Origin of the sequence: Streptomyces sp. adm13(2018) (assembly GCF_008042145.1) — a bacterium.
Lineage (GTDB): Bacteria > Actinomycetota > Actinomycetes > Streptomycetales > Streptomycetaceae > Streptomyces.
The window spans coordinates 28,338-45,436 of the sequence record NZ_RDBH01000129.1; the positions used below are offsets into that span (position 1 = coordinate 28,338).

General features: G+C 73.4%; 12 protein-coding genes and 1 pseudogene. 6 read left to right on the forward strand and 7 right to left on the reverse strand.

The window, feature by feature from the left end; genetic code table 11:
- Positions 1-341: 341 nt before the first annotated feature.
- A complete protein-coding gene (locus tag EAO70_RS16810) occupies positions 342-1,004 on the forward strand; it encodes a TetR/AcrR family transcriptional regulator (protein WP_148003787.1) in 663 nt (220 codons plus the stop codon).
- Positions 1,005-1,152: 148 nt separating this feature from the next.
- Entirely contained in the window at positions 1,153-2,682 is a 1,530-nt protein-coding gene (locus tag EAO70_RS16815; protein ID WP_148003788.1) for an MFS transporter, read from the forward strand.
- Positions 2,683-2,779: 97 nt separating this feature from the next.
- Here EAO70_RS16815 and EAO70_RS16820 read toward each other — a convergent pair.
- Positions 2,780-3,253 (reverse strand): annotated as a pseudogene (locus EAO70_RS16820) (MarR family winged helix-turn-helix transcriptional regulator); the annotation flags it as partial.
- A 130-nt stretch (positions 3,254-3,383) separates the two neighbouring features.
- On the opposite strand from EAO70_RS16820, the gene EAO70_RS16825 reads away from it, so the two are divergent.
- A complete protein-coding gene (locus EAO70_RS16825; protein WP_148003789.1) occupies positions 3,384-4,190 on the forward strand; it encodes a dioxygenase in 807 nt (268 codons plus the stop codon).
- Between the two features lie 31 nt (positions 4,191-4,221).
- Here the strand turns inward: EAO70_RS16825 and EAO70_RS16830 are convergent, their stop codons facing one another.
- Positions 4,222-5,265 (reverse strand): questin oxidase family protein, encoded by a 1,044-nt coding sequence (locus EAO70_RS16830; protein ID WP_148003790.1) that lies wholly within the window; start codon positions 5,263-5,265, stop codon positions 4,222-4,224.
- Positions 5,266-5,711: 446 nt separating this feature from the next.
- Here EAO70_RS16830 and EAO70_RS16835 point away from each other — a divergent pair, with 446 nt between their 5' ends.
- On the forward strand, positions 5,712-6,713 hold the full coding sequence (locus tag EAO70_RS16835) for an RNA polymerase sigma factor RpoD/SigA (RefSeq protein WP_148003791.1): 1,002 nt from the start codon (positions 5,712-5,714) through the stop codon (positions 6,711-6,713).
- A gap of 159 nt (positions 6,714-6,872) precedes the next feature.
- Here EAO70_RS16835 and EAO70_RS16840 read toward each other — a convergent pair whose 3' ends face one another.
- A complete protein-coding gene (locus EAO70_RS16840; protein WP_148005180.1) occupies positions 6,873-7,832 on the reverse strand; it encodes a helix-turn-helix transcriptional regulator in 960 nt (319 codons plus the stop codon).
- Positions 7,833-7,894: 62 nt separating this feature from the next.
- Between EAO70_RS16840 and EAO70_RS16845 the strand changes: the two genes are divergently transcribed.
- A complete protein-coding gene (locus EAO70_RS16845; protein WP_148003792.1) occupies positions 7,895-9,427 on the forward strand; it encodes an MFS transporter in 1,533 nt (510 codons plus the stop codon).
- Positions 9,428-9,515: 88 nt separating this feature from the next.
- Here the strand turns inward: EAO70_RS16845 and EAO70_RS16850 are convergent, their stop codons facing one another.
- From EAO70_RS16850 to EAO70_RS16865, 4 genes are all read right to left on the reverse strand, one after another.
- Positions 9,516-10,358, reverse strand: a complete 843-nt coding sequence (locus EAO70_RS16850) for a DUF6227 family protein (protein WP_261992910.1) — start codon at positions 10,356-10,358, stop codon at positions 9,516-9,518.
- A gap of 167 nt (positions 10,359-10,525) precedes the next feature.
- Positions 10,526-11,623, reverse strand: coding sequence for a P1 family peptidase (locus tag EAO70_RS16855; RefSeq protein WP_148003794.1), 1,098 nt, complete (start codon positions 11,621-11,623; stop codon positions 10,526-10,528).
- Between the two features lie 26 nt (positions 11,624-11,649).
- Complete coding sequence (locus tag EAO70_RS16860; RefSeq protein WP_148003795.1) at positions 11,650-12,867, reverse strand: low temperature requirement protein A; 1,218 nt, start codon at positions 12,865-12,867, stop codon at positions 11,650-11,652.
- Positions 12,868-12,879: 12 nt separating this feature from the next.
- Positions 12,880-13,599: a sirohydrochlorin chelatase gene (locus EAO70_RS16865; RefSeq protein WP_148003796.1), complete on the reverse strand. Its 720-nt coding sequence runs from the start codon at positions 13,597-13,599 to the stop codon at positions 12,880-12,882.
- Positions 13,600-14,094: 495 nt separating this feature from the next.
- Between EAO70_RS16865 and nirB the strand changes: the two genes are divergently transcribed.
- Positions 14,095-16,971: a nitrite reductase large subunit NirB gene (nirB, locus tag EAO70_RS16870; RefSeq protein WP_410091380.1), complete on the forward strand. Its 2,877-nt coding sequence runs from the start codon at positions 14,095-14,097 to the stop codon at positions 16,969-16,971.
- Positions 16,972-17,099 lie beyond the last annotated feature (128 nt).

Consider the following 17,099-nt stretch of genomic DNA (forward strand, 5'->3'; position numbering starts at 1 on the left):
CCCCTCGCCGATGCGGAAGCCGCCCCCCTCGCCGATGCGGAAGCCGCCCCCCTCGCCGAGGCGAGAGCAGACCCCCCCCCTCGCCGATGCGGAAGCCGCCCCCCTCGCCGATGCGGAAGCCGCCCCCCTCGCCGAGGCGAGAGCAGACCCCCGCCGTTGCGAGAGCCGACCCCGCGGCGAGGCGAGCCGACCCCCGCCGTTTCGAGAGCCGGTCCCGCCGCTTGTGACTCAGGTCATATGAAGGCGGGGAAATAACCGGGGACCGCGTCCCCGTTTATGACTGTGTTCGACGAAGTGGGGACCAGGTCCCCGGATGGCTGTGAGGATGAGGAGGTCGTGGCGTGACCAGCACCCCCGCCACCGCGCCCGCCCGCCGCGTGCCCCGCCCGCGGGCCGACGCGCTGCGCAACCGCGAGCGGATCGTGACGGCGGCCCGCGAGATGTTCGTCGAGTTCGGCTCCCAGGTGCCCTACGACGAGATCGCGCGCCGGGCCGGTGTCGGGAACGCCACCCTCTACCGCAACTTCCCCGAGCGCACCGACCTCGTCCACGAGGTAGTCCTCTCGCTCATGGCCCGCGTCACCGAGGTCGCCGAACGGGCCGCCGCGGAGGAGGACGACACCTTCGCCGCCCTCCGCCGGTTCACCCTCGGCGCCGCCGACGAGCGCGTCGGCGCCCTGTGCCCGATGCTCGACGGCGCCTTCGACAAGGACCACCCCGATCTGGTCGCCGAGCGCGACCGGCTGGAGGGGGCCGTCCAGGGCCTCGTCGACCGGGCGCAGCGGGCCGGCCGGCTGCGTACCGACGTGGGCGTCGGGGACCTGATGGTGGCGCTCTCCCAGCTGACCCGCCCGCTGCCCGGCTCGGGCTGCGCGGCGTTCGACCAGTTCGTCCGCCGTCACCTGCTGCTGTTCCTCGACGGCCTGGAGGCGCCCGCCCGCTCCGAGCTGCCCGGGAAGGCCGCGACCCTGGAGGACCTGAGACGCGACTCCTGCTCCTCCTGATCCTCCTGCCCCCGCAGTCCTGACCCGTCGCCGGACCTCCCGCCCGGCACCTCGACCCGCCCGACCTCCCCGACCTGCTCGACCTGCCTGACCCGCACTTACTTACGTCCCACTTTTCACCAGTACGCGCCAAGAGGTGGCTACCCCCATGCCGAAAGTCCCCGACAACACCCTGACCCAGCCCGACCCGGGCCGCTGGAAGGCGCTCGTCTTCATCGCGCTCGCCCAGCTGATGGTCGTGCTCGACGCGACGATCGTGAACATCGCGCTGCCCTCCGCCCAGCAGGACCTGGGCATCTCGGACGGCAACCGGCAGTGGGTCATCACCGCCTACGCCCTCGCCTTCGGCGGCCTGCTCCTCTTCGGCGGCCGCATCGCCGACCTGTGGGGCCGCAAGCGCACCTTCGTCGTCGGCCTGATCGGCTTCGCCCTCGCGTCCGCCCTCGGCGGCGCCGCGACCGGCGAGGCCATGATGCTGGGCGCCCGCGCGCTCCAGGGCGCCTTCGGTGCGCTCCTCGCGCCCGCCGCGCTGTCCCTGCTCGCCGTGACCTTCACCGACGCCAAGGAGCGCGCCAAGGCCTTCGGCATCTACGGCGCGATCGCCGGTGGCGGCGGCGCCGTGGGCCTCATCCTCGGCGGCTTCCTCACCGAGTACCTGAACTGGCGCTGGACCTTCTTCGTCAACATCCCGTTCGCCATCGTCGCCGCCGTCGGCGCGTACCTCGTCGTCCGCGAGCCCGTCGGCAGCCGCAACCGCTCGACGCTCGACATCCCCGGCGTGATCCTCTCCACCCTGGGTCTGGTCGCGCTCGTGTACGGCTTCACCCGCGCCGAGTCCGAGGGCTGGAGCGACGCCGGCACGATCGGCATGTTCGTCAGCTCCGCCGTGCTGCTCGCCGCCTTCGTGCTCACCGAGGCGAAGGTGAAGTCCCCGCTTCTGCCGCTGCGCGTCCTCACCGACCGCAACCGCGGCGGTGTCTACCTCTCGCTCGGTCTCGCCGTCATCTCGATGTTCGGCCTGTTCCTCTTCCTGACCTACTACCTCCAGGTCGTGAAGGGCTACTCCCCGGTCATGACGGGCTTCGCGTTCCTCCCGATGATCGCGGGCATGATCATCGGCTCGACGCAGATCGGCACCCGGCTGATGACCCGCGTCCCGCCGCGGCTGCTGATGGCCCCGGGCTTCCTGACCGCCGGTGTCGGCATGCTGCTCCTCACCCAGCTGGAGATCGGCACCTCGTACGCCGGTCTGATCCTGCCCGCGCAGCTGCTGCTCGGTCTGGGCATGGGTACGGCGTTCATGCCGGCCATGTCGCTCGCCACGCACGGCGTGGACCCGCGGGACGCCGGTGTCGCCTCCGCGATGGTCAACACCTCGCAGCAGGTGGGCGGCGCCATCGGTACGGCCCTGCTGAACACGATCGCCGCCTCGGCGACCACCGCGTACCTCACGGACAACGCGGCGGGCGCGACCACTCCGGCCGCGCAGCGGCTGCTCCAGCTCCAGGGCATGGTCGAGGGCTACACCGCGGCCATCTGGTGGGCTGTCGGCATCCTGGTCGCCTCGGCCGTGATCGCCTTCACCCTGATCAACACCGGGAAGCCGGAGATGGGGGTCGTCGCCGGGTCCGGCGAGGGCGCGGAGGACGAGCTGAAGGTGCCGGTCATCGCGCACTGACCCGTCACGGCCGAGGCGACCAGGATGCCGACAGCCCACCAGATGGCCGCGGTGTAGCCGCACATCTACTACGGGCTCCTCGTCCAGCTCTCCCAGGCCCCGCGCCGGCGGGTTCGAGGCCCTCCGCCATGACCCGCATGATCGCGCCGAGCTGCTCCACCTGATCGGAGGACAGCCGGTCGAAGAGGGCCTGGCGTACGGCCGCCACGTGGCCGGGGGCGTTCTGCCGGAGGACCTCCATGCCCTCGTCCGTGAGCCGGGCGAACTGGCCCCGCTTGTCGGAGGGGCAGTTCTCGCGCCGCACCCAGCCGCTCTTCTCCAGGCGCGCGATCGCGTGGGAGAGGCGGGAGCGGGTGATCTTGGCGCTCTTGGCCAGCTCGGTCATCCGCAGCCGCCGGCGCGGGGCCTGGGAGAGCTGGACGAGGAGCCCGTAGTAGATGTGCGGCATCCCGGCGTCGCGCTGCAGCTGGCGGTCGAGGTGGTCCTCGAGGAGCGTGGTGGCGTGCAGGTACGCGCGCCAGACGTGCTGCTCCTCGTCGGTGAGCCAGCGGGGTTCGGTCATGTCTCCCATGGTGCCTCATCGTACGACTGTTCTTGAAAGTTGAACTATATGGGTCTACGGTGTACGCGGAACGCTTGAAGATTCAAGGACTGTTCACCGCTACCGACCTGCTGCGATCGAGAAACCGGAGGTGGCCGCCATGGACACCACGCTGGAAACAGGGGCCACGGCCGCGCGGATGCCCGCCCTCTACCTCTCCCACGGCGCCCCGCCGCTCGCCGACGACCCGGTCTGGCCCGGTGAACTCGCCGCCTGGTCCGCGGACCTCCCGCGCCCCACGGCGATCCTCATGGTCTCCGCCCACTGGGAGGAGGCACCCCTGGCCCTCGGCGCCACCGAGACCGTCCCGCTCGTCTACGACTTCTGGGGCTTCCCCGAGCACTACTACCGCGTCCAGTACGCGGCCCCCGGGGCGCCGCAGCTCGCCGAGGCCGTCCGCAAGCTGCTCCGCGCGCCCGGCACCCCCGTCCAGGACATCCCCGACCGGGGCCTCGACCACGGCGCGTACGTGCCGCTCGTCGAGATGTTCCCCGGCGCCGACATCCCCGTGCTCCAGATCTCCATGCCCACCCTCGACCCGCGCCGCCTCATGGACATCGGCCGCAGGCTCGCCCCGTTGCGCGACGAGGGCGTCCTGATCGTGGGCAGCGGGTTCTTCACCCACAACCTGGCCGCCCTCCGCCACACCGGCGGCGGGGTGCCGGGCTGGTCGGCCGAGTTCGACGCGTGGGGGCACGAGGCCCTCGCCGCGCGGGACGTCGACGCGCTCCTCGACTTCGAGCACAAGTCGCCGGCCGGGCGGCTCGCCCACCCGCGTACGGAGCACTTCGCCCCCCTCTTCGTGACGATGGGCGCGGCGGACGCGGGGGGCGACCTCGACGCGGAACGGTCGGTGATCGACGGGTTCTGGATGGGGCTCGCCAAGCGGTCGGTGCAGTTCGGGTAGCCGGCCGGCCGGTCGGCGAGTCCGGTTCGGGTCAGAACGCCGGGGTGTTCAGTTCGATCGAGCGCGTGGCGGCGGCAAGCGCGAGCGGGTCGCCGATGTCTAGGGCCGTGTCGGTGAACTTGATCGTGTGGTCGTCGCCGTGGGCCGCCGCCCGCTCGAAGACCTCCTCGGGGGTCAGCCGGGTCGGCGTCCACACCGCAGCCTCCGGCGGGGTGTACGCCGCCGTCACCGCGGCCGCCGCCGCCCAGGCCGCCGCCAGGCTCGGCGCCCACAGCTCGCGGGGGAGCGCGGGCAGGATGCGCAGCACCGCGTTGGGCGCGGTCGCCGCGTGGACCAGCATGACCGGCTCGCCGTGGCCGTGGGTCGCGTAGCGGTGTGTGGCCGCCGTGACCAGCTCGACGAGCCGGTCCCGCGCCGTGTCCGGATCCGGGGCCGAGCCCCACACCGGGAACGCCGTCAGCTGCGGGAGCCGGTCGAGCATCCCGCCCTTCTGCGCCGGAACCGGCGGTACGGCGTCGAGCGCGGCGGCCGCGGTCGYCGCCGGGGCCAGCGCGCCGAGCGGGGGCAGCGGCGTACTGCGGGCCGCCCAGTAGCCGAGGGCGTGGGCCAGCTCGGCGATCCGGGGCGCGGTCGGCCCGCCCGCCCCGGAGCCCTCCTCCGACTCCAGGAGGGTGCGGACGGCGTGGCCGGTGCGGATCACGGGATGCGTCGACGCGCCCGAGATCCCCGGCAGCAGCCGGGGCCACCAGACGGCCAGCACCTCCCGCCAGGGGTGCTCGTCGAGCTCGCGGCCGAAGAAGCGGGTCCAGTCGGTGCTCCGGGACGGGTCGCCGAGCGCCTCGCGCCAGCCGGCGGCCGTCACCGGCCGGGACGGCGAAGGGAGCTCCTCCAACTTGTGTGCGTAGAAATCGAGCCAGCGGTGCACGGTCGCGGCCTGGCCGTTGCGGACCAGGGCCTCGACGGCCATCGGGGCGTGGTTGGTGAGCCGGCCGTTGCGCTCGGGGCCCGTGGTGTGGAGGCGTTCGAGGGCTTCGTCGAGAGTGCCGGATGCGTCGGTGCCTGATGTGTCGCTCATGCGGTGACGCTAGGACGGGGGAGGGGTGGGGCGTAACGGGCTCGGGACCTAGTCCGCGAGGTCGAGCGGACTCCGTCCGGGGCATTCGGTCCTGCCCCGCGCCGACCCTCCCTCTGATGTCACCCGGTGGCACCCGGTGTCTTCCGGTGCGCAACCCGATGGCCCGGGCGTGCGTCTTGAGGGGTGACGCCGCATGTGATCGCGGTCTCACCGACGGTGTGGTCGGAGACCCCGCGAGCGGCGTCGGATCACCCCCCGTGCCCGGTCTGACCTGCACTTCCGTGGGTTTCGGAAGCATGCCCGCAGGGGCGGCGGCCGCGCAGGATACTGCATGATCGCGAAAATCCATGAGCCGGGTGGGAATTCTGTCCTGATTCCAGTCGTTGTTTCCGTCGGATGCAGGGCACCCGAAAAGGTGTCGCGACCTACTCAGCAAGGGAGCACGCATGGCAACCCGTGCCGTCGCCCGTCGTCAGACCTCCGCCCAGAGCGGGGCCGCACGGGCAAGCAGCGTTCGCGCCGTGGGCGGGGAGATCGCCGACCGCGACCTGGTCGGCATGTACCTCGACGAGATCGCGCGCACACCCCTGCTCGACGCCGCCAAGGAGGTCGAGCTCTCGCAGACGATCGAGGCGGGTGTCTACGCCCGGCAGATACTCGACGGTGAGGTGGAGTCCGAGGCGGGCGGCGCGTCCCGCGAGGAGCTCGAAGCGCTCTACGAGGCGGGCGAGCGTGCCAAGGACCTCTTCATCAAGTCCAACCTGCGGCTCGTGGTGGCCGTCGCCCGGCGCTACCCGCGCAGCGGGCTGCCGCTGCTCGACCTGATCCAGGAGGGGAACGCGGGCCTGGTGCGCGCGGTCGAGAAGTTCGACTACGCGAAGGGCTTCAAGTTCTCCACGTACGCCACGTGGTGGATCCGCCAGGCCATCACCCGGTCCATCGCCGACCAGTCCCGCACGATCCGGCTCCCCGTCCACCTGGTGGAGGAGCTCGGCCGGATCCGCCGGGTGCAGCGCGAGTTCAACCGGGAGCACGGCCGCGAGCCGGAGCCCGCGGAGATCGCGGCCGAGCTGGACACGAAGCCCGAGCGCGTCGTGGACGTGCTCGACTGGGCGCGTGACCCGGTCTCGCTGAACATGTCGGTGGACGACGAGGGCGAGACGCAGTTCGGCGACCTCCTGGAGGACACGTCGGCGATCTCCCCCGAGCAGTCGGTGCTCACGCTGCTGCGCAGCGAGGAGCTCGACGACCTCATCGACAAGCTCGACCACCGGACGGCGTCGATCATCCGCATGCGGTACGGGATCGAGGACGGGCGCGAGCGGACGCTGACGGAGGTCGGCAAGCAGCACGGCCTGACGCGCGAGCGGATCCGCCAGATCGAGAAGCACGCGCTGCTGGAACTGAAGAAGATGGCGCACGACACGGGCTTCGACGCGGTGGCCTAGAGCGGCCGGCGGCCCGGACGCGGCGCGGCGGGACCGGGGGTGACTCCCGGCCCCGCCGCGCCGCGTTCTACTCGGGCCGCAGGCCCGGGACCCGCGGCCCGCACGCAGCCCTGCGGCCGCGCGCGGCCTGCGTTCCCGGGCCTGCGGCCCAGGGCCCCCTTACACCCCCGTCGCCGCCGTCAGGCGGGCTGCCAGGTCCTCTGTGTAGGTGCGCAGGGCCGGGGGGCTTTGGATGGTGAAGGGGGCGTCCACCAGGGCCAGGCGGATGGCCAGCCATTCCACCGAGTCCGCCGACCTCGCGCGGAGCCGGCAGGTCGTCGGGCCCGTCGGTGTCGGGACCAGGTGGGAGGGGAGCCGGGCCGTGACGAAGTCGGCAGGGGCCTCGAACGTGACGTCCAGGTCGAGTTCCGGCTGCGCCCGTGACATCGAGCGGGCCAGGAGCTGCGCCGCGTCGCCCGCCGGAAGCTCCCGCGGGGTGAAGCGCGCCCCCGTGGCGAGCGGGTCCGTCACCCGGTCCACCCGGAACGTCCGCCAGTCCTCGCGCCCCAGGTCGTACGCCACCAGGTACCACCGGTGCCCGGTGGAGACCAGCCGGTAGGGCTCGACCAGGCGCTTCGACTCGGCCCCGTCGCCCGCCCGGTAGCCGAAGCGGAGCCGCTCCCGGCCGGTGACCGTGCCCGCCAGGGCCGTCAGGGTGGCGGGCGTGACCGTCGCCCCGTCCCCCCGTGTCAGCGGGATCGTCGCGTTCTGGAGGGTGGAGACCCGGTGCCGGAGCCGGGCCGGCAGCACCTGCTCCAGCTTCGCCAGGGCCCGTACCGAGGCCTCCTCCACGCCCTCGATGGCGTGTCCCGCCCCCGCTCGCAGGCCGACCGCGATGGCTACGGCCTCCTCGTCGTCGAGGAGCAGCGGCGGCATGGCCGTGCCGGCGACGAGCCGGTACCCGCCGACGGCGCCGAGCGTCGCCTCCACCGGGTACCCGAGGTCCCGGAGCCGGTCGATGTCCCTGCGGATGGTGCGGGCGGAGACCGCGAGCCGTTCGGCGAGCTCGCTGCCGGGCCACTCGCGCGGGGTCTGAAGGAGCGACAGCAGATTCAGGAGTCGTGCCGGGGTGTCCGTCATGTCCTCCAGGATGCGGGTCATCTAGGACATCTACTGACCTAGATGACCTTTATCTTCTTCGTATGAGTGCACACGACCTCGACGCCGCCACGGACGCGGCCCCCACGGACACGGGTGACAAGCGGCGCTGGATAGCCCTTGCCATCGTCATGACGGCCGCCTTCATGGATCTGGTCGACGCCACGATCGTCAACATCGCGATCCCCAGCATCGAGCGGGACCTCGGCGCCAGCATCGGGGCCATCCAGTGGATCACCGCCGGATACGCGCTCGCGTTCGCCGCCGGTCTGATCACCGGCGGGCGGCTCGGCGACATCTACGGCCGCAAGCGGCTCTTCCTCCTCGGCACCGCCGGCTTCACGCTCGCCTCGGCGCTCTGCGGCTTCGCGGCCAACCAGGAGATGCTGATCGCCTCCCGCCTCCTCCAGGGCGTGGCGGCCGCGATGATGGTGCCGCAGGTGCTTTCGATCGTCCACGCCACCTTCCCGGCGCACGAGCGCGGCAAGGTCTTCGGCCTGTTCGGCGCGATCGTCGGCCTGGGCGCTGTCTCCGGGCCGCTGCTCGGCGCGCTGCTCACCCAGTGGAACATCGCGGGCCTCGAATGGCGCCCGATCTTCCTCATCAACCTGCCGGTCGGCATCGCGGGCCTGCTCCTGGGCCGGAAGTTCATCACCGAGTCCAAGGCGCCGAAGGCGCTCCGCCTCGACCTGGTCGGCGTGCTCCTGGTGACGACCGCGCTGCTCATGCTGATCTACCCGCTGACGCGCGGCCGTGAGCTGGACTGGCCGCTGTGGGGCTACCTGATGATGGCCGGCAGCCTGCCCGTCTTCGGCGTCCTCGTCGCGTACGAGAAGTACAAGACGAAGAAGGACGGCTCGCCGCTCGTGGAGCTGTCGCTGTTCCGGGTGAAGAGCTTCGCGGCCGGCATCGCCGTCCAGCTCACCTTCGGCGTCGTGATGGGCATCTTCTTCCTGGTCTGGACGCTCTACATGCAGATCGGGCTCGGCTGGACCCCGCTGCGGGCGGGCCTCACCGGGGTGCCGTTCTCGATCGCGGTCTCGGTGGCCGCCGGCCTCTCGGTGCAGAAACTGGTGCCGCGCTTCGGCCGCAAGGTGCTCCAGGCGGGCGCGCTGACGATGATGGCGGGCGTCCTGCTCTACCTGGTCGAGGCCGGCCGGTACGGGATGGGGATCGCGTCCTGGCAGATGATCCCGCCGCTGGTCGTCATGGGTCTCGGCATGGGCCTGATCGTGGCCCCGCTGACGGACGCGGTGCTCTCCGAGGTGCCGCGCGAGCACGCCGGTTCGGCCTCGGGCCTCATCAACACGACCACGCAGATGGGCAGCGCGCTCGGGCTCGGCCTGGTGTCGGTCGTCTTCTTCGGCGTGATCGACGGGAAGCCGGCGCCGAAGTCCCCGACCGAGGCGGGGCTCGCGTTCGCGGACGCCTTCCAGAACTCCATGGGCTGGGTCGCGGGCGTGCTGGCCGTGATCTTCCTGGTGATGTTCGCGCTCCCCGCGAAGCCGAAGCAGCACCTGGAGGGCGGCGGCGAGGAGCCGGAGCCCGTCGGGAAGGAGCCGGCGCTCAGCCACTGAGCCCTGGTCGTGACGGAGGGCCCCGCCCCGGACATCGTTCCGGAGCGGGGCCCTTTCCCGCGTGTCGGCGGGCCCTGGAGCCCGCGGGTCAGCGGACCCTGGCCCGGGACTCCATCGCGTCCCGGGCCGCGCGCTCGTCCTCGTAGACCTCGCACATGTGGCGTCCGTCCGGAGTCGCCGTGTGCTCGACCTCCCAGAGACTGGCCTCGCTGCCGTCGAGCAGCAGGAACTGGTGCTCGTAGAGGGTGAAACCGGCGTCCCGGCCTCCCTCCATCGGGCCGTGCCGGCCGAAGGCCTGGGTGATGTGGTGGGCGAAGGCCAGCCGGAGCCGGCGGGCCGTGGCCTCGCCCGGCCGGTCCGCGTTCTCCGCGCGGCGCAGGACGCGGCGCGCGTGGTCGGCGGAGTTGTCCGGCACGTACATCCGGGGCTGGGCCGGTATCGGGCGGGCGAGCAGCGTGCTCAGCAGCGCCAGGTCGTCGTCCTCGTCGAGGGCGCGGCCGTCGGCGTGCTCGGCGGTCCAGCCCGACAGGGAGCCGGTCGGGAGGCGGGAGGCGGCGAGCCGCGCCTCCGACTCCTCCGTGTACAGCTCGTGGTGCTCGGCGCCGTCCCGCCCGGCGTTGTGCGTGATCTCCCACAGGCTGAGTGCGGAGCCGTCGCTCAGCAGGTACGTGTGGCGGTAGGTGGAGCGGTGCAGCGACGCGCTGTGGTGCGAGGAGTGCAGCGCGCTGGAGTGGGCGAGCGCCGTGCCGAGGCGCTCGACAGTCGAGTCGGGCAGATCGAAGGAGTTGAGCGCCCGGCCGAGAAGCCGCTCGATGTGCGTCTCGGTCGTCTCGTACGGATCGTGAGGATCCTGCGGATCGTTCAAGAGGGTCTCCAGGCCGTCGCCGCATGTCACTTGGTGCTTGCTTAACGTAGTCCCTGGGTCCGACATCGCGTCCGGGGTTCGGGAAAACGAAGGGCGTGGGAGAGAAGTTCCCGACCCGTCGGAGAGCCTTCTGCCCAACTCCCTTACCGTTACCCGGAGTACGGGTCTGTGGTCGGCGGGGCGCCGTACAACTCGCCGCAGAACTCGCCGTACGGGACGCCGTGGAACGCGGCCTACGAGTCGCCGTAGAGCTCGCCGTACGAGGGGAAGTCCCCGCCCGGCCCGCGCAGGCCGGCGGGGGCCGCGAGCACCGCCCGGACGATGGCCCGCGTCACCAGGTCCGCGCCGGCCGCCAGGATCTCGTTGAGGGCCAGCGGCCCGGGCTCCGAGGGCAGTTCGCGGTCCCCGGTCGCGAGGGTGAAGACGGTGTCGCCGTCGTTCATCAGATGCACCGGACGCAGGGCGCGCGCGATCCCGTCGTGCGCCGTGCCCGCGACCTTCTGCGCCTGCGCGCGGGTCAGCACGGCGTCGGTCGCGACGACGGCGAGCGTGGTGTTCAGCGGAGGCGGGGCGGCCGCCTCCCGCGCCTCTGCGAGGCGCCGCACCGCGGCCTCGTGCACCGCCGGGTCGGGAAACGAGGGCGGGCCGCCGGGGCTCCCGGTGTGCGCGGTACTCCCGAGGCTCCCGGGGCTTCCGTACGTCCCGTACAGCGCGCCCGTGGCCGGGTCGACCGCGGAACCCACCGCGTTCACCACCACGAGCGCGCCGACCGTGATCCCGGACTCCAGGACGGTGCTCGCCGTGCCCACCCCGCCCCGGAGGCCGCCGACCACCGCGCCCGTGCCCGCGCCGACCGCGCCCGTCTCCACGCGCGCGTGGTCCCCGCTCGCCTCGGCCGCCTCCACCGCGGCCCGCCCCGTCGCCGGACCGGGCCGGGCGCCGAAGTCGCCGCCCCGGCCCAGGTCGAAGACGCACGCGGCGGGCACGACCGGCACCACGTGCGACGGGTCGGGGCCGACCCGCACGCCCCGCCGCCGCTCCTCCAGCCAGGCCATCACCCCGGCAGCGGCGTCCAGGCCGTAGGCGCTGCCGCCGGTGAGGACGACGGCGTCGATGCGCTGGACGACGTTGCGCGGGTCGAGCGCGTCCGTCTCCCGGGTGCCCGGCCCGCCTCCCCGCACGTCCACGGCGGCGACGGCCCCGCCGACCGGGGCGAGGACCACGGTCGTACCGCTCAGTGCCTTCTTCCCGGCCACGCGCGCGTGGCCCACGCGCAGACCGCGCACATCGGTGATCGAGTCCGTCGTCCCGTGCTGTTCGGGCTGTGTCATGGCTCCTGCCTACCACGCGGACCGGTTCAGCCGACCGCGGTGCCCGGCCCCGTTCCCGTGCCGGTTCCCGTCCCCGTCCCCGAGCGGGTCGCCGGGTTGCGTGCCGTCAGGGTCACGCCGACCGCGACCGTCACCGCGGCGACGATCCCGGCGGCGAGGATCGCCCAGTGGCCCGCGAAGGAGCACATCAGGATCGCGAGCGCCGAGACGGGCAGGACGAGCTGCTGCGCGATGCCGACCTTGAAGTAGCGGGCGTGCAGGAGCCACACGGACAGCAGGAAGACCGCGGACGGGATCGTCACCGCCGACGAGGCGGCGAGGGTGGAGAGATGGGCCTTGCCCACGGCCTGCTCCACGGCGATCTCCAGGCCCGCGCCGACGGCCGCCGCCGCCGCGAAGATCACGTAGTGGCCGTACCCCCACCGGAACGCCGCACGGCTGGAGGTCAGCCGGTCGTGGGCGGGGACGACGAAGTAGATCCACCAGGCGGCGAAGACGAGCAGCAGCCCGCCCGCGGCGATCGGCAGCACCTCGCCGAGCGCGTCGTTCTCGGCGATGCCGGTCTTCACGGCCACCGTCGCCGCGGCGACCGTCTCGCCGAGCACGATGATGGTGAACAGCCCGTACCGCTCGGCGATGTGGTGCGGGTGCCAGGTACTGGGCGCGTTCCGCTCCGCGAACAGGGGGACGGACATCTCGGCCAGCGCCATCACGAGGAAGACCCACGGGCGGGCCGGCTCCGGCGCCACCAGCAGGGCGATCCAGCCGACCTGCGCGGCGACGACCCCGCCCGCGTACCGCCGGCACATGCTCCGTTCGGCCGGATCGGTGGCGTGGTGCGCCGCCCGCAGCCACTGCGTGGCGAGCGCGAGCCGCATCACGACGTAGCCGAGGTAGACCACGAGGAAGTCGTGCTCGGCGAACGCGCGCGTGACCCCGGCCGCGAGGACGAGGACGCCGGCGATCTGGATCAGGGTGACGACGCGGTAGAGCACGTCGTCGTTGTCGTAGGCCGAGGCGAACCACGTGAAGTTCATCCACGCCCACCAGATCGCGAAGAAGATCATCGCGTAGTTGAGGATGCCCTCGCCCGCGTGGCCCTCGGCGACCGCGTGGACGAGCTCCGCGCCCGCCTGCGCGACGGCGACGACGAAACACAGGTCGAAGAACAACTCCAGCGGCGTGGCCGCCCGGTGCGACTCCTCGCGGGAGCGTGCGGTGAGGGGGAGGAACGGTTGTGTCATGCCCCCAGCACATCAGAGTGGACGGGAGTCCTGCTCACATGCCACGCGCAACGGGACCCGCGCCGCCTCCGCGTACCGCGCGGCCACGAGCCGCGCCACGCGCGCGTGGTCGGCGATCGGGGCGGTCACCGCCCACGTGCCCGGGACCGCGGCCAGCGCGCGCGTGAACCGGCCCGGGGCGAGGAGGTGGGCGGCCACCGCGACCCGGCGGAAGCCGCGGGCACGCAGCCGGGCGACCGCCTCCGCCGGGGCCGGGGTGCTCGCCGAGCAGTACGCGGGCGTCACCGGGGCCGGCAGGAGCGGGCCCAGCCGCCGGACCGCCGCGAGGGTGCCGTCGTCCCCGCCCGGCCGCGAGGATCCCGCACCGGCGACGACGACCGCGTCCGCCGCGCCTCCGGCCGCCCGTTCGGCGGCCCGCAGCCGGTCGTACAGGGCGAACGCGACGGCGGGCTCGCCGCTCAGCCCGCGCGTGACCGCGCAGTCGAAGGGGCGGGCGACGGCCGGGACGTCGACGGTGCGGTGGTAGCCGTCACCGAGGAGCAGCGGCACGACCACCGCGCCCGGCCGCTCCGCGAGGAGGTGCGGCAGGGAGGGCGCCTGGTGGTCGAGGTGTCCGACGGTGACGGGCCCGCGGGTCAGTCCCCGCACGGCCTCGGCGAGCCGGGCGATCGTCGCGCCCGCCGCCGGAACGGTGCTCCCGTGCACGGCGAGGACCAGGTCCCGTGCGGTCATCCGTGCCTCCACCCGCCCCCGGTCGTACGGTCGGTGAGCGTCCCGGCCCCGTCCGGGGGCCGCGCGACGGTGTCGTACGCCGACGCGGCCCCACGCCGTTCACGCTAAGCCCCCGCCGCCACCCGAAGGACCCGCCGTTCGGCCCCGGCCACAGGGCCCCAAGTCCCGCATCCTCGGGCCCTTCACGGCCGGAGAGACCCCCTGGGCGCCTCTACGGTCGGAGGGGAACGAGACCCGCACGCGGGCCGGCCGCCCGTCCCTCGGGGCCACCCGCACGCGGGCCGGTCGCGCCCGCTGCGGGGAGCCGCCCGCACGCGGGCCGGCCGCCCGTCCCGGGCAGCACCCGCGCGTGCACCCGTCCCCCGTACCGGGAGTCCACCCGTACGCGGACCGGGCCCGCGCACCACACCCACGTACCCGCACCCGAACCCCACCCCCCCGGAGACCGCCGTGGCCGCCCAGCGGACGCAGACCCTCGTGCTCATCGGCCACGGCATGGTCGGCCACCGCCTCCTGGAGGCGCTGGCCGAGCGCGGCGCGCTCGCCACCCCCACCGCGCCCAGTGGTCCCACCACCCCCCACTGGCAGGTCACCGTCCTCGCCGAAGAGGACGTGCCCGCCTACGACCGGGTGCACCTCTCCTCCGTCTTCGCCGGTACCGACCCCGGCCTCCTCGGTCTCTCCACCCCCGAGTTCCTCTCCGAACACGGCATCGACCTGCGGCTCGGCGACCCGGCCGAGCACCTCGACCCGACCGGCCGCACCGTCACCACCACCTCCGGCACGGTCGTCCGCTACGACGCCCTGGTCCTGGCGACCGGCTCCTACCCCTTCGTGCCGCCGATCCCCGGCGCCGACGCCCCCGGCTGCTTCACGTACCGCACGCTGTACGACGTCGACGCCCTCACCTCGTACGCCGAGCACGCCCGCACCGGCGTCGTCATCGGCGGCGGCCTCCTCGGCCTGGAGGCCGCCGGAGTGCTGCGGACCCTCGGACTCGCCACGCACGTCGTCGAGTTCGCACCCCGGCTCATGCCGCTCCAGGTCGACGACGGCGGCGCGGCGGCCCTGCGCGCGACGATCGAGTCGATGGGGGTGTCCGTGCACACCGGCGTCGGAGCCGCCGAGGTCGAGACGGACGCCGACGGCAGGGCCCGACGGCTGCGGCTGTCGGACGGCGCATGGATCCCCGCCGACGTCGTCGTCTTCTCCGCCGGCGTGCGCCCGCGCGACCGGCTCGCCCGCGAGGCGGGACTCGCGGTCGGCGACCGCGGGGGAGTGGCCGTGGACGAGCGCTGCCGGACCACCGACCCGTACGTGTACGCGATCGGCGAGTGCGCGCAGACCTCCGACGGCCGGGTGTACGGCCTGGTGGCCCCCGGCTACCAGATGGCGGAGGCGGTCGCCGACCAGCTCGCGGGCTCCGGCGCGACGCTCTTCACCGGCGCCGACACCTCCACCAAGCTGAAGCTGCTCGGCGCGGACGTGGCCTCCTTCGGCGACCCCTTCGCCGACGGGCGGGACGGCGGACCGCGGGCCACCGAGATCGTCTTCTCGGACGGGCGCGAGGGCGTCTACAAGAAACTGCTGCTCGGCCCCGACGGACAGCTCCTCGGCGGCATCCTGGTCGGCGACGCCGGGGCGTACGGCTCACTCAAGCCGCACGCCGGCCGCCGACTGCCCGCCCCGCCCGAGGCGTTCCTGCTCCCCGCCGGCGCGGCGGGGACGGAGCCGCCCGGCGCCGGGGCCCTGCCCGACGACGCCGTCGTCTGCTCCTGCCACAACGTGACCAAGGGCGCCGTGGCCGCGGCGATCGCCGAGCACGGGCTGACCGACGTCGGCGGCGTCAAGCGCCGCACGAAGGCCGGCACCGGCTGCGGCGGCTGCGTGAACACCCTCCAGGCCGTCCTCGACGCGGCGGGCGTGGAGAAGTCCCGCGGCCTGTGCGAGCACTTCCCCGAGCTGTCCCGCCCCGAGCTGTACGCCCTCGTCCGCGCCGAGCACATCCGCTCCTACACCGAGCTGATGGAGCGGTACGGCTCCGGCGGCGCGGGCTGCGCGGTCTGCAAGCCGGTCGTCGCCAACGTCCTCGGCACCCTCGCCCCCGAACTCGGCCTGCGGCACGTCCTCGACGGCGAGCAGGCCGCGCTCCAGGACTCCAACGACCTCTTCCTCGCCAACCTCCAGAAGGATGGCACCTATTCGGTCGTGCCCCGCGTCCCCGGCGGCGAGATCACCGCCGGCCAGCTCATCGCGATCGGCGAGGTGGCCCGCGACCACGGCCTCTACAGCAAGATCACCGGCGGCCAGCGGATCGACCTCTTCGGCGCGCGGAAGGAGGAGCTCCCCGTCATCTGGCGCCGGCTGCTCGCGGCGGGCTTCGAGTCGGGGCAGGCGTACGGAAAGTCGCTGCGCACGGTCAAGTCCTGTGTGGGCTCCCGGTTCTGCCGCTTCGGGCAGGGCGACTCGGTGCAGCTCGCGATCGACCTGGAGCTGCGCTACCGGGGCCTGCGCGCCCCGCACAAGATCAAGGGCGGGGTCTCCGGCTGCCTGCGCGAGTGCGCGGAGGCGCGCGGCAAGGACATCGGCGTGATCGCCACCGCCGGCGGCTGGAACCTGTACGTCGGCGGCAACGGCGGCACCCGTCCCCGGCACGCCGACCTCCTCGCCGCCGACCTGACGGCCTCCGCGCTCTTCGCGCTGATCGACCGGTTCCTCATGTACTACGTACGGACCGGGGAGCGTCTGGAACGCACCTCGGCGTGGCTGGAGCGGATCGCCGGCGGCGGCGACGGCCCGGCGCACCTCCGGGAGGTCCTGGTCGAGGACTCGCTCGGAATCTGCGCGGAGCTGGAGGCGCAGATGGACCGGCACGTGGCGGCGTACCGCGACGAGTGGCGGGCCGTCCTCGACGACCCGGCGGCCCTGGCGCGCTTCGAGCCGCACGTGGCCGGCGTGGAGTTCCTGGAACCGGGCCGGGGGCGCGCCGCGCTCCTCGCGGACGGCACGGAGGCCGCGCTGTTCCGGGACGGGGACGGCACGGTGTACGCGGTGGGCAACCGGGACCCGTTCACGGGCGCCGACGTCATCGCGGACGGGATCATGGGCAGCCGGGACGGGGCGCCGGTGGTGGCGTCCCCGCTGCACAAGCAGGAGTTCGACCTGCGGACCGGTGCCTGCCTCGACGACCCGGCGATGTCCCTCCCGGTCCTGACGGTGCCGCCCGCCGGGCCGGTGCCTACGCTGCCGTCCACCGGGCCGGTGCCTACGCTGCCGTCCACCGGGCCGGTGCCGCCGGTGCTTCCGCCGCCGTCCACCGGGCCGGTGTCTCCGGTGCCGTCCACCCGGCCGGTGCCTACGGCCCGGACCTGAGGGACCTAGGCCCGCCGGGCGCGCCGACCTTGGCCCGCCCGGCCGGCGACCATCGGCACTCACGGAGCCCTCCGGTCGCCGCGCAGCCTGGAAGGGCAAGGAAGCCCCCCTAACGCCAGGGAAGTCAG